This window comes from Saccharopolyspora griseoalba (assembly GCF_042665275.1).
Classification (GTDB): Bacteria; Actinomycetota; Actinomycetes; order Mycobacteriales; family Pseudonocardiaceae; genus Saccharopolyspora; species Saccharopolyspora griseoalba.
Genome location: NZ_JBHTCJ010000003.1, coordinates 374,102 through 386,584, shown reverse-complemented (window position 1 = coordinate 386,584; position 12,483 = coordinate 374,102). Strand labels below are relative to the sequence as shown.

Genomic DNA, 12,483 nt, shown 5'->3' with positions numbered 1-12,483 from the left:
GCTCGCCCGGGAACCTCAGGAGTCCAGGGCTCGCAGCGCCGCGTGGACCATCGTCCGGACTCCGACGAACAGGGCCCGCTCGTCGAGCGCGAAGGTCGGCTGGTGCAGGTCGAGCGTGGGCCCGCTGCCCGAGTGCACGCCCAGCCGGGCGAACGAACCGGGGACGTGCTCCAGGTACCAGCCGAAGTCCTCGCCCCCGGAGGACTGCGGAGTGCCGGCCTCCGCGTCGGACCCCATCGCCGCGGTGACGGCCGCGCGCAGCAGCTCGGTGCTGGCGGGCTCGTTGACGACCGGCGGGACGCCGCGCCGGTGCTGCAGGTCGAAGCCCACGCCCAGCGGGCTGAGCAGGCTGTGCACCAGCTCGTGCACCAGCGGCTCCAGCTGGGCCCAGGTGTCCCGGTCGGCCGTGCGCAGCGTGCCGGTGAGGACGCCCTCCTGCGGGATGGCGTTGGGCGCCTCCCCCGCGTGCACCGCGCCCCAGGTCAGCACGGTTCCGGCGCGCGGGTCGACGCGGCGCGCGAGCAGGCCGGGCAGCCCGGTGATGACGGCGCCGAGCGCGTGCACCAGGTCGCCGGTCAGGTGCGGCCGCGAGGTGTGCCCGCCGGGCGAGGTGAGCCGCAGCTCCAGCAGGTCGGTGGCCGAGGTGATGGCGCCCTGCTTGATGCCGACCCTGCCGACCTCCAGCTTCGGGTCGCAGTGCAGTCCGAAGATCCGCTCGACCTCGTCCAGCGCGCCGGTGGCCAGCACGTCCAGCGCTCCGCCCGGCATGACCTCCTCGGCCGGCTGGAAGATCAGCCGCACTCGGCCGGGCAGCCGCGGCGCGGTGGCCAGCGCGAGCGCGGCGCCGAGCAGCACCGCGGTGTGCGCGTCGTGCCCGCAGGAGTGCGCCACGCCGTCCACTGTGGAGGAGAACGGCAGGCCGGTGGCCTCGGTCAGCGGGAGCGCATCGATGTCGGCGCGCAGCGCCACCATGGGCCCGGATTCACCGATGTCGCAGATCAGACCGGTACCGGTGGGCAGCTGCCGGGGCTTGAGCCCGGCCTCGCCGAGCCGGTCGGCCAGGAACGCGGTGGTGCGGTGCTCGGCGCGGGAGAGCTCGGGGTGGGCGTGGACGTGGCGGCGCCAGGCGAGCAGCCGGTGGGCGTTCGCCCGGATCCAGGCGTCGAGCCAGGACGGACCGCGACCGGCACCGAGGTCGGCCACCTCCGACTCCACATTGGACCCCATGTCCCCCATCGTGCTGCCCAGCTCCGCGCCGGGCTCGTTGGTCGGCACGAGGGTCGCCTGGGCGGCGGAGGTGATCTCCGCCGCGCCCCACTCCTCGTCCCGCGGATCCGGGCCGCGGGAATCCACCACGGTCACGCCGTCCCTCCAGACGTGTTCTTCGGTTCGGTCGTTCTCTCGCGCGCGCCGGCCAGCAGCCGCTCGCGCTGCGCGCCGTCGGTCGCCGCGGCCAGCGCTGTCCAGGCCATCGCCACCGCGCCGTCGAGAACCGCCCGGTCCGCGGACGGAGTGGCGCAGGCGGCGGCGAACTCCGCCTGGTGGTTGACCGCGTCGCCGCAGTCCACCGCGATCATCGGGTGGATCGCGGGCAGGAACCCGGTCACGTTGCCCATGTCGGTGCTCCCGATGACCCGGTCCCGCTCGACACCCCGGTCGAGCGGTTCTCGCCCGAGCTCGGTGATCGCGCGGCGGTACGCCTCCGACAACCAGCGGTCGGGGTCCAGCTCCGCGTACACCGGCGAGACCTGCACGATCTCGTGCGAGCACCCGGTCGCGGTGGCCCCGGCCTCGAAGCAGGCCCGGATTCGGTTCTCCAGGCGCCGCAGGGAGCTTTCCTCGGCAGCACGCAGGTTGTAGACCGCCGCGGTGCGCGCGGGCACGATGTTCGGCGCCGCGCCACCCTCCGTGACGATACCGTGCACCATTTGTCGCGGTTCCAGGTGCTGCCGGAGCAGGCCCACGGCCACCTGCGCGAGCGTCAGCGCGTCCGCGGCGTTGACCCCGAGCTCGGGAGCGGAGGCGGCGTGCGCGGCGCGGCCGGTGTAGCGGATCTCCAGGTCGTTGATGGCCAGGGAGCTCGGCCGGCAGATCTCCTCCGGGCCGGGGTGCACCATCGCCGCCAGCGCGACGTCGTCGAACACGCCCTCGCGCAGCATGACGACCTTGCCGCCGCCGACCTCCTCGGCCGGCGTGCCGATCAGCCGCACGGTCAGCCCGGCCGCGTCGGCGACCTCGGCGAGCGCGAGCGCGGCGCCCACCCCCGCGGCGGCGATGACGTTGTGCCCGCAGGCGTGGCCGACCTGCGGGAGGGCGTCGTACTCGGCGCAGATGCCGACGACGAGCTCGCCGCTGCCGCGCTCGCCGATCAGGGCGGTCTCCAGGCCGGCGACCGGGGCGCGCACCCGGAACCCGCGCCGGGCCAGCAGGTCGGCGATCTTGGCCGAGGCGCGGTGCTCCTCGAAGGAGAGCTCGGGATCGGCGTGGATGCCGCGGGAGAGCCCCACCAGCTCGTCCTCGACTTCGCGCACGGCGGCTCGGCAGCGCTCGCGCAGCCGCTCTCGCGGCGCGGAGTCCTCGACGGATGGGGTGGTACGCATTTGCGCTCATCCTGCCGCAGCGGGATCAGCGGCGCGCCGCGAACGCGCTTCGCAGCGGCCACCGGTAGCCCTGCTGCGCCGAACGGGTGGTTCTGCTTCGCCCCGACCGATTACTACTACCAAAGAATCTCGTGATCTCATACTTTCGAGTGAGAGAACGCGAAATACGGACAAACCGACAATTGCTGTCTCGAAATCCATCTAAACTCGCGGCGATCGGTGAAACGCGATCACTCGGCGATGACCGCAGCGCACCGGGAATGGAGCCGCGGAGGTAGGTGTGGGCCGGCACCGGTCGGGGGGCTTCCCGGCGCCGGCCCACGTCTGGGCGGGTTACTCACCCGGAACAGCGCGCTCGGCCGTGGAAAGCATCGCGCGCACGATCATGTGTGAAAATCCCACACGTTCGTCGTCAGGTCTAGTCCATGGCGAGAATTCGCGGCGAAGAATCCGTGTCGAAACCGAACGCTCGACCGGTTTTCCCGCGCCGTTACTTCTTCTTCCACTCGACGAACAGCACGGGCTTCTTGCGCATCCGGCGGGTGAGCAGCACGGCGCCGATGAGCACCAGCCCGGCCACGCCCATCGCGGTGCGCTGCTTGCGCTCGGCGGGGGTCTCCTCCTGCGCCGGCTGTTCGGGCGCCGGTTGCTGGGCCACCACCGCCGTCACCGGGGCCGCCTCCGCGAGCGCGGCCGCGGGCGGGGTGAACAGCAGGGATAACCCGATCGCGACTCCGGCGAGCAGGCGGCCGATCCGCCTCATGTTGGCTCCACATCCTTCTGCGCCACGTCGGCGCACCACCGACGCTTCCGTGGTAACCCGTACCGGTCCATTTGATCATATTGAACGCTGTGAGTAACCGGCCGTTGCCAGCTTGCCCAACCCGGACGGTTCTAGATCGGACCCGCTGGGCACAACCGCCAGTTCAGCGACTCGCGGGCGGCCCGCCGACCCGTCCGGTCCGCTCGCGCTCGATGCGCTCCCCCAGCTCGTCGACGACCAGGGTGCGCCGGTCGATGCTGTCGGTCCGGTAGGCGGCGCGGCCGATCAGCTGCGCCAGCACCGGAGCGGTGAGCATCTGGAACAGCCCGACCAGGATCAACCCGGTGGCGAGGCTGAAGTTCAGCTGCACCGCGGTGCCGACGAGGATCAGCAGCAACCCGAGCGTCTGCGGTTTGGTGGCCGCCTGCAGCCGCGCTGTGACGTCCGGGAACGTCAGCAGCCCGAGCGCGCCGAACAGGCAGGACAGCGCGCCGCCGATGAGGCAGACCGCGGAGAACGCGTCGAGGAGGATCACCGGTAGGGCTCCTTCCGCTCGATCAGCCGGGCCGCGCTGATCGACCCGATGAAGGCCAGCAGCGCGAACGCGGCCAGCAGCGCGATGTTCGAGCCGTCCTGCTGCCAGCCCATCCCGGCGCAGGTCGCCGCCACGATCAGCGTGACCAGCACGTCCACCGACACGATCCGGTCCAGGGTGGTGCGGCCGATCAGCAACCGGACCACCACCAGCAGCCCGGCGACCGCCAGCAGCGCCAGCGTGGTCAAGAACACCCAGGTCATCCGGCCTCCTGCAGCATTTCCCGCTGCTCCGCCGAGCCGACGGCCGCCACGACGAACCGCTCCAGGCGGGCGACCTCGCGGCGCACCGATTCCTCGTCGTCGATGCAGAGCGCGTAGACGTAGCAGATCCGGTCCACCCGGTCGATCTGCAGCACGAACTGGCCGGGGGCCAGCGAGATCGCGCTGGCGATCAGCGCGGTGAGGTGGTCGGAGTCGACGTGCAGCCGGGCCGCGACGATGCCCGCCGTGGCGTTCGGCCCGAAGCGCAGCGCCTGCCAGGTGACCCGCATGGTGGAGATCACCAGGTCCCAGGCCAGGTAGCCGATCAGCCGCAGCAGCTGGAACGGGCGCAGCACCATGCCGGTGCGGATGGGCGGCGCCGGGAACAGCACGCTCACCAGCAGCGCGACGCTCAGCCCGAACACCAGCGTGCCGAGGTCCAGGGTGCCCCACAGCAGCACCCACACCAGGGTCAGCCAGATCACCAGCGGACCCCTGCGCAGCAGCCGCTGCTTGCGGGTCAGCCGCTTAGCCATGGCGCTCACCGCCCAGCACCGCGCTGCGGTAGGTGTCCTCGTGCATCAGGTCGGCCGCCGCGCGCTCGCTGATCCCGGCCAGCGGGCCGGCCAGCGCGGCGATGATCACGCTGGCGGCCACCAGGACCCCGGTGGCCGCGACCATCGGCCGGCTGGAGCTGGCGGTGCCCACGACGAGCTCGTCGGTGGGGTCCGGGTCCGGAACGGGCGCCTTGACCTGGCCCCAGAAGGCGCGGGTCCACACCCGGGCCATCGCGTACAGGCTCAGCAGGCTGGTCAGCACCGCGGTCGCGGTGACCAGGTAGGCGCTGATCGTCCCGGCGCCGACACCGGACTGCAGCAGCGCGAGCTTGGCCACGAAGCCGGAGAACGGCGGCACTCCGGCCAGGCTCAGCGCCGGCAGCGCGAACAGCACCCCGATCGGCGGCGCCGCCTTGGCCAGCCCGCCCATCCTGGTCAGCGCCACGGTTCCGGTGTGCCGCGTGATCAGACCGCTGACCAGGAACAGCGTGGCCTGCACGGTGATGTGGTGGACCACGTAGAGGATCACCCCGGTCAGGCCCAGCACGTCGTAGACGCCGAGCCCGAACAGCATGTAGCCGATGTGGCTGACCAGCAGGAACGACAGCAGCCGGTTGAGGTCGTTCTGCGCCAGCGCGCCGAGCGCGCCGACGATCATGGTGATCAGCGCGATGCCCAGCATCAGCTTCCAGCTCGGCGAGTGCGCGAAGACCAGGGTCTGGGTGCGGATCAGGGCGTAGATGCCGACCTTGGTCAGCAGGCCCGCGAACACCGCGGTGACCGGGGCCGGCGCGGTCGGGTAGCTGTCCGGCAGCCAGAAGTGCAGCGGCACCATCGCGGCCTTCACGCCGAAGACGATCACGACCAGCAGCGCCAGCGCGGTCTGCAGCCCGTTGGGCAGCTCGTGCACCTTCTGGCCCAGGTCGGCCAGGTTGACCGTGCCGGTGGAGGCGTAGACCAGCGCGATCATGGTGATGAACAGCAGCGAGGAGGCCAGGCTGACGATCGTGTAGGTCATGCCCGCGCGCACCCGCTCGGCCTTGGTCCGGCGGGTGATCAGCACGTAGGACGAGCTGAGCATGATCTCGAAGGCCACGAACAGGTTGAACAGGTCGCCGGTGAGGTAGGCCAGCGACACCCCCGCGCACAGCATCAGGTACATCGGGTGGAACGTGGTGCTGGAGGCCTCCCGCCCGTAGTCGGTGATGCGCTGGCCGATCGAGTAGATCAGCACCGCGAAGGTCACCACCGAGGACACCAGCAGCAGCAGCGCGGAGAGCCGGTCGGCGATCAGGGTGATGCCGAACGGGGCGGGCCAGGCGCCCATCTGCAGCACCACGGGCCCCGCGGTGTCGGCGAGGTAGAGCAGCGCGGCGGCGTCGGCGATGATCGCCCCGAGCACCAGCAGCCCGAGCAGGCGCTGCACGTCGGCGTAGCCGCCGAGGGCGAGGGTGAGCCCGGCGGCGGCCAGCGGGAGCAGCACGGGCAGCGCGACCAGGACCGTCACGCGGCCTCCTCCTCGTCCTCTTCGACCTTGCGGCGTTCCAGCCGCTGGATGCGCCGGTCCTCGACGTCGTCGCGGACCTCGTCGTGGCCCAGCAACGTCCAGGACCGGTAGGCCAGGGCGAGCAGGAAGGTGGTGAGCGCGAAGGTGATCACGATCGCGGTCAGCGCCATGGCCTGCGGCAGCGGGTCCGTCATCTGCTCGGGCCGCGCGGTGGTGAGCATCGGTGCGCGACCGGGCGGCCCGCCCGCGGTCTGCAGCAGCAGGTTGGAGCCGTGCCCGAGGATCACGATGCCGAGCAGCACGCGCATCAGCGAGCGCTGCATCAGCAGGTAGAAGCCGACCGAGTACAGCGCGGCGATCACGATCGCCAGGGTCAGGTTGATCGTCATCGCTGCCCCCTCGCCGCGGCGTCGGCGTCCGCTTCGATGCCCGAGCCCAGGGTGCGCAGCAGGTCCAGCACCACGCCGACGATCAGCAGGTAGACGCCGGTGTCGAGCACCAGGCTGCTGACGAACTTGATCTGGCCGAGGCCGGGCGCGGTGAACTTGTAGATCGAGCTCTCCAGCAGGCCGCCGCCGAAGAGCAGCGGCAGGAACGCGGCCACCGTGGCCAGGGTCAGACCCGCTCCGATGAGCACCGGAGGGCGCATGGACACGATCGCGCTGTCGTCCATCCGGCCGCCGACGAGGTAGCGCAGCACGAACGCCTGACCGGCGACCAGCCCGCCGCTGAAGCCGCCGCCCGCCCTGTCGTGCCCGGCGAACAGCAGGTACACCGACAGCACCAGCACGGTCGGGAACACGATGCGCGCGGCCAGTTCCAGCAGCATCGAGCGCTTGGCGCCCTCGCGGCGGAAGCCCGACAGCAGCCAGCGCTCGGTGGGGGCGTCCCACCGCGACCAGTCCGGGTCCCGGGAAGTCATTCGCCCACCTCCTGCTTGATCACGCGGGTGCTGCGCCGCCGGCGCTCGTGCCGGGACGCGAGGATCAGGCTCGCCACGCCGGTGGCGGCGACCGCCAGCACGGCGATCTCGCCGACGGTGTCGAAGGCGCGGAAGTCGACGATGATCGCGTTGACCACGTTGGTCGCACCGGCGCCCTTCTCGGCGTTGGCGATGAAGAAGTCGCTGGCCTCGGGCGGATGCCTGCGCGCCGCGCTGAACACGATCGCGGCCAGCGCGACGAACGCGCCGGCCGCGGTGGCGATGAGGGCCTTGGGCAGCGCGAACAGCTTCGTGCTGTCGGTGTCGGTGAACCGCTCGGGCAGGCGGCGCAGCACGAGCACGAATGCCACGATGGTCAGCGTCTCCACCAGGAACTGGGCCAGCGCGAGGTCGGGCGCACCGTCCACGATGAACAGCCCGCCGATGCCGTAGCCGACCACGCCGACCAGCAGCACGGCGGTGAGCCTGCGCTTGGCGCGCAGCACCGCGATCGCGCCGACCACCACGCCCGCGCCGAGCGGCAGCTGCATCAGCGAGTCGTAGCCGCGCAGGTCCTCGGGAACGGTGGTGCGCAGCACCAGCGCGGTCCCGGGCACGACCAGCACGGTGACCAGGATGATGCCGAGGTAGGTGGGCAGGGATCCGACCTGCAGGCGCGCGGTGACCGCGACCGCGACGCGCTCCAGCAAGCCGGTGAGCCGCTCGTAGCCGCGCTGCGCGTTCAGCGGCTGCGGCCAGCGGCGGCGCATCGCGGTCAGCGGGTCGCGATAGGCGTGCAGCACGACACCGCCGGCCAGGGCGATCGCCGACATCAGCAGCGGCGGGTTCACCCCGTGCCACAGCGCGAGGTGGTACGGGTTGGCCGAGGCGGGGAAGGACTTCGCGAAGGCCCCGGCGAGCGCGTCGGCCAGCGGGTAGCCGATGCCCAGGGCGAGCCCGGCCAGCGCGGGCAGCGCGGTGGGGATCAGGGCCTGCAGCTCGCCGGGCTTGACGGTGGTCGGGCCCGGGCGCTCCTTCGTGGTGAAGGTGCCCAGCCACATCCGGAGGGTGTAGGCGGCGGTGAACGCCGAGCCGAGCACCAGACCGGCGAGCAGCACCGGGTCGTCGAAGGAGCTGAAGGCCGCTTCCTTGCCGAGGAAGCCCACCAGCGGCGGCAACCCGGCCATCGACGCGGCGGCGAGCCCGGCGACGACGGCCAGGGCCGGCTGCGCGCGGCCGATCCCGGAGAGCTTGCGGATGTCGCGGGTGCCGGTCTGGTGGTCGACCATTCCCGCGACCAGGAACAGGGTGGCCTTGAACAGGCCGTGCGCGAGGAGCATGCTCGCGCCGGCCAGCTCGGCGTCGTAGGTCCCCGCGCCGAAGAGCACCATCAGGAAGCCGAGCTGGCTGACGGTGCCGTAGGCCAGCAACCGCTTGAGGTCGTACTCGTGCAGCGCGCGCCAGCCGCCGAAGATCATGGTGGCCAGGCCGAACGCCGCGGTCAGCCAGCCCCACTCGGGCTGGGCGACGAACACCGGGCCCAGCCGGGCGACCAGGAAGACGCCGGCCTTGACCATCGAGGCGGCGTGCAGGTACGCGCTGATCGGGGTGGGCGCGACCATCGCGGCGGGCAACCAGTTGTGGAACGGCAGCTGCGCGGACTTGGTGAACGCGCCGACGAGCACGAGCAGCGCGGCCGCGGTCATCACCGGTCCGGTCGGCGGGTGCGCGGCGAGCTCGGAGATGCGGTAGGTGCCCGCGGTCTCGCCGAGCAGCACGAAGCCGAGCAGCATCACCAGCCCGCCGAGCGTGGTGATCATCAGCGCCTGCAGCGCCGAGCGGCGCGACTCGCGGCTGATGCCGGCCTGGCCGACCAGCAGGAACGAGCAGATGGTGGTCAGTTCCCAGAAGACGTAGACGGTGATCAGGTCGTCGCCGAGGACGAGCCCGAGCATGGCTCCGGCGAAGGCCAGCAGCAGCGGCGCGGAGCGCCGGGCGTCGCCGCGGTCGCGCGGGAAGTAGGCGTCGGCGTAGATCAGGATCAGCGCGCCGAGGCCGGAGACCAGGATGGTCATCAGCAGCGCCAGCGGGTCGAGTCGGAAGTCCAGGGACAGCCCGATCTGCGGTGCCCACGGCACGGTTTCGGTCCGCACCTGCCCGGCCAGCACGTCGGGGGCCTGGGCGAGCATCCACGCGCCCGCGGCGGCGGGCGGCAACGCCGCGACCAGGAAGGCCGCCCGGGTGCTGCGCCGGGCGACCAGCGGCAGGGCCAGGGCAATCAGCAGGTGCGCGAGGACGAAACCGAGCACGAACACCTCCCTCTCGCTGCACCGGACCACCGGCCACCGGGATTGTTCGCCACCGCCACCGCGCGCGCACCGCGGCGGACCGGCGGGTCGCCGCACGACTGCGGCGGGAAGCGGGTCGGGCCGGACGGTGCCCGGAAGGTCCGTTCGCTGATCAACCTATCTGCATCTGCCGTCGATCGGCTAAACCGGACGCGCTGGGGTTCCGCTGCCGTCGGCACCGGTTTCGGTTGCGGTGAAAGGACTTCGCCTCACCCCGGCGCGTGATCGCCGGAGCTCCGCGAGTGGGATTATTCACTGCGCGTAACGCGCTGAGCAGGCGCGGTCGATGCCCCTCGGGCGCGGTTTTCGGCATCGATCCGCTCAGTTCGCCCTCGAAGATGACCACGAGGGTGGAAAATGTGGTGGTGCCCGCCGAAAGCCAAGACACCCTCGCCGGCGCAGGCCGGCTGATCGCCGACCGGTACCGCCTGGAGCGCAAGCTCGGCGGTGGCGCGATGGGCCGCGTCTGGTACGCCACCGACGAGCTCCTGCAGCGCCCGGTCGCGGTCAAGGAGATCAAGCTCGCTCCCGGCATGCCCGCCGAGGAGGCCGCCGAGCTGCGCGAGCGCGCGCTGCGCGAGGCCCGAGCCATCGCCGCGCTGTCTCACCCGAACGTGGTCACCCTCTACGACGTCGCTCGCGAGGACGACGAACCGTTCGTGGTCATGGAGCTGGTCCCCTCGCAGAGCCTGGCCGCGGTGCTGGACGACCACGGCCCGCTGGACGACCAGCAGCTGGCGGTGATCTGCGACGGTGCCGCCGCGGGACTCGAAGCCGCGCACCGGTCCGGGATCGTGCACCGCGACGTGAAGCCCGGCAACGTGCTCATCGGCGACGACGGCCGGTTGAAGGTCAGCGACTTCGGCATCTCGCGCAACGTCGCCGAGCACACCATCACCAGCACCGGGATCCTGCTGGGCACGCCCGCCTTCATCGCCCCGGAGGTGGCCTCCGGCGACGCGGTCACCGCTGCGGCCGACCTGTGGGGACTCGGCGCCACGCTGTTCGCCGCCGTCGAGGGCCGTCCGCCCTACGACGTCAACGGCGATCCGCTGGCCACGATCAACGAGGTGGTGCACGGTCCGGTCCCGGAGATCCGGCGCGGCGGGCCGATCGGCGAGGTGCTGTCCGGGCTGCTGGTCAAGGACCCGGCGCAGCGGATGGCGTTGAACGAGGCGCGCAGGCGCATCCAGCACCTGCTGCCCGAGCCCGGTGCCCGACCGTTCGCCACGCTGCTGGACCCGGAGGCCCCGACGGTGCGGGTGCGGCGGCAGGTCATGCAGCACCCGGGGCAGAACACCCCGCAGATGAGCTCGCAGGTCGCCGCGCCGAGCGCGCCCGCGCCGCTGGCCGCCGACCCGGGACCACCGCCGTTCCCGCTGCAGGACCCGCCGGCCAAGTCGCGCCGCGGGCGCCGATCGGTGCCCGCGACGATCGCGCTGGTGCTGGCCGCGGTCCTGCTGTTCGGTTGCGCGCTGGTCGGCGGGTTCGCCGTCACCCGGATCGCCGCGGGCAAGCCGGCGCTGCCGGACCTCACCCCCGACGCCGCAAAGCCGCCGAGCACCTCGGGCCTCCCCGCGCTGGCGCCCTACCAGGACGAGGCCAAGCACACCGAGGCGCCGACCGGCGGGCAGTTCACCATGCAGGTCCCGGCCGAGCCGGGCTGGCGGACCTTCCACAGCGAGCGCGACGACCTCGCCAACAGCGCCGTGGTGTCGTTCGTCTCGCCCGACGGCAGCACCGAGGTGTCGGTGCAGCGCTACGGCGACTACCTCGACGACCAGACCGTGGCCGATTTCGAGGCGCAGCTGCCGCAGGAGTTCAGCGGGCAGTTCACCGCGCTGCAGGTCGACGCGGCCGTCGGCGCGGGCGAGGACCGCAGGATCTCCTACACCACCAGCGTCCGGCCGGTGTTCACCGAGGCCGCCGGCCTGATCACCCGGCACACGGTCGCGGCCCCGCTGCGGCGCGGCGACGACCTGTGGGTCATCCGGGTGACGGGACCGACCGGCGAGGCCGCCGAGCAGGAGGAGCTGCTGGCCTCGATCGCGCCCAGCTTCGAGGCCAGCACCAGCTGACCGCGCCCCGCGCCACGCCCGGGTCGGGTGTGGCTCGTGCGGTGAACGAGGCGCCCTGGCGACTAAGCTGCCCGGCCGTGACGCCTACGACTAACTCCGACCCGTCCGCCGCGGCGAGCACGGCCGCCGCGAAGCTCGCCGGGATCACCGGTTTCGAGCGCCACGACGTGGCCGTCGTGCTCGGTTCGGGCTGGCAGCCCGCAGCCGACGAGATCGGCGAACCGGACTCCGAGTTCGCCATGTCGGACCTGCCGGGCTTCGCCAAGCCGGGCGCGGTCGGCCACAGCGGGAAGATCCGATCGGTGCAGGTCGGCGGCAAGCGCGTGCTGATCATGCTCGGCCGCACCCACCTCTACGAGGGTCACGGCATCGAACCGGTCGCCCACGGCGTGCGCACCGCCGACGCGGCCGGTTGCGGCACGATCGTGCTCACCAACGCGGCGGGCGGCCTGCGGGAGGGCATGCGGGTCGGGCAGCCGGTGCTGATCAGCGATCACATCAACATGACCGCCAAGTCCCCGCTGGTCGGGGCGAACTTCGTGGACATGACCGACCTGTACTCGCCGCGCCTGCGCGAGCTGGCCCGCTCCATCGACGGCACCCTGGAGGAGGGCGTCTACGCGGGCATGCCCGGGCCGCACTTCGAGACCCCGGCGGAGATCCGGATGCTGCGCGGCCAGGGCGTGGACCTGGTCGGCATGTCGACGGTGGTGGAGGCCATCGCCGCGCGGGCCGCCGGCAGCGAGGTCTTCGGCCTCTCGCTGGTGACCAACCTCGCCGCGGGCCTGTCCGGGCAGCCGCTGAACCACGAGGAGGTCCTGGAGGCCGGTCGCGCGTCGGCCAGCCGGATGGGAAGCCTGCTCAAGAGCCTCCTGGAGGCGGCGTGACGGATCGAGTGCGCCCTGTTCGG

12 protein-coding genes are annotated in these 12,483 nt (G+C 72.1%); 2 read left to right on the top strand and 10 right to left on the bottom strand.

The features are described 5' to 3' along the window. Window positions 1-15: 15 nt before the first annotated feature. From ACFQRI_RS08350 to mbhE, 10 genes are all read right to left on the bottom strand, one after another. Window positions 16-1,236 carry an amidohydrolase gene (locus ACFQRI_RS08350; RefSeq protein ID WP_380666435.1) on the bottom strand — a complete coding sequence of 407 codons (1,221 nt, stop codon included), beginning with the start codon at window positions 1,234-1,236 and terminating at the stop codon, window positions 16-18. A 122-nt stretch (window positions 1,237-1,358) separates the two neighbouring features. Further along, the gene (locus ACFQRI_RS08345; protein ID WP_380666255.1) at window positions 1,359-2,600 is read right to left on the bottom strand and encodes a M20 family metallopeptidase; all 1,242 of its coding nucleotides are present in this window, start codon (window positions 2,598-2,600) and stop codon (window positions 1,359-1,361) included. Between the two features lie 490 nt (window positions 2,601-3,090). Next, window positions 3,091-3,363: a hypothetical protein gene (locus tag ACFQRI_RS08340; protein WP_380666253.1), complete on the bottom strand. Its 273-nt coding sequence runs from the start codon at window positions 3,361-3,363 to the stop codon at window positions 3,091-3,093. A gap of 163 nt (window positions 3,364-3,526) precedes the next feature. After that, window positions 3,527-3,895, bottom strand: coding sequence for a monovalent cation/H(+) antiporter subunit G (gene mnhG, locus ACFQRI_RS08335; RefSeq protein WP_380666433.1), 369 nt, complete (start codon window positions 3,893-3,895; stop codon window positions 3,527-3,529). Continuing rightward, window positions 3,895-4,161 carry an MrpF/PhaF family protein gene (locus ACFQRI_RS08330; protein ID WP_380666251.1) on the bottom strand — a complete coding sequence of 89 codons (267 nt, stop codon included), beginning with the start codon at window positions 4,159-4,161 and terminating at the stop codon, window positions 3,895-3,897. The genes mnhG and ACFQRI_RS08330 overlap by 1 nt, the downstream gene beginning before the upstream one ends. Then, window positions 4,158-4,697, bottom strand: coding sequence for a Na+/H+ antiporter subunit E (locus tag ACFQRI_RS08325; RefSeq protein ID WP_380666431.1), 540 nt, complete (start codon window positions 4,695-4,697; stop codon window positions 4,158-4,160). Before ACFQRI_RS08325 ends, ACFQRI_RS08330 begins: the two co-directional genes overlap by 4 nt. Next, on the bottom strand, window positions 4,690-6,225 hold the full coding sequence (locus ACFQRI_RS08320; protein ID WP_380666249.1) for a Na+/H+ antiporter subunit D: 1,536 nt from the start codon (window positions 6,223-6,225) through the stop codon (window positions 4,690-4,692). The genes ACFQRI_RS08325 and ACFQRI_RS08320 overlap by 8 nt, the downstream gene beginning before the upstream one ends. Then, window positions 6,222-6,614: a Na(+)/H(+) antiporter subunit C gene (locus ACFQRI_RS08315; RefSeq protein WP_380666247.1), complete on the bottom strand. Its 393-nt coding sequence runs from the start codon at window positions 6,612-6,614 to the stop codon at window positions 6,222-6,224. The genes ACFQRI_RS08320 and ACFQRI_RS08315 overlap by 4 nt, the downstream gene beginning before the upstream one ends. Continuing rightward, window positions 6,611-7,147 (bottom strand): MnhB domain-containing protein, encoded by a 537-nt coding sequence (locus tag ACFQRI_RS08310; protein ID WP_380666245.1) that lies wholly within the window; start codon window positions 7,145-7,147, stop codon window positions 6,611-6,613. Before ACFQRI_RS08310 ends, ACFQRI_RS08315 begins: the two co-directional genes overlap by 4 nt. Then, window positions 7,144-9,456 carry a hydrogen gas-evolving membrane-bound hydrogenase subunit E gene (gene mbhE, locus ACFQRI_RS08305; protein WP_380666243.1) on the bottom strand — a complete coding sequence of 771 codons (2,313 nt, stop codon included), beginning with the start codon at window positions 9,454-9,456 and terminating at the stop codon, window positions 7,144-7,146. The genes ACFQRI_RS08310 and mbhE overlap by 4 nt, the downstream gene beginning before the upstream one ends. Before the next feature lie 404 nt (window positions 9,457-9,860). Here mbhE and ACFQRI_RS08300 point away from each other — a divergent pair, with 404 nt between their 5' ends. Together ACFQRI_RS08300 and ACFQRI_RS08295 are read left to right on the top strand one after the other, a co-directional pair. Further along, on the top strand, window positions 9,861-11,573 hold the full coding sequence (locus ACFQRI_RS08300; protein WP_380666241.1) for a serine/threonine-protein kinase: 1,713 nt from the start codon (window positions 9,861-9,863) through the stop codon (window positions 11,571-11,573). A gap of 77 nt (window positions 11,574-11,650) precedes the next feature. Beyond that, window positions 11,651-12,460: a purine-nucleoside phosphorylase gene (locus ACFQRI_RS08295; RefSeq protein WP_380666239.1), complete on the top strand. Its 810-nt coding sequence runs from the start codon at window positions 11,651-11,653 to the stop codon at window positions 12,458-12,460. The last annotated feature ends 23 nt before the right edge of the window (window positions 12,461-12,483 follow it).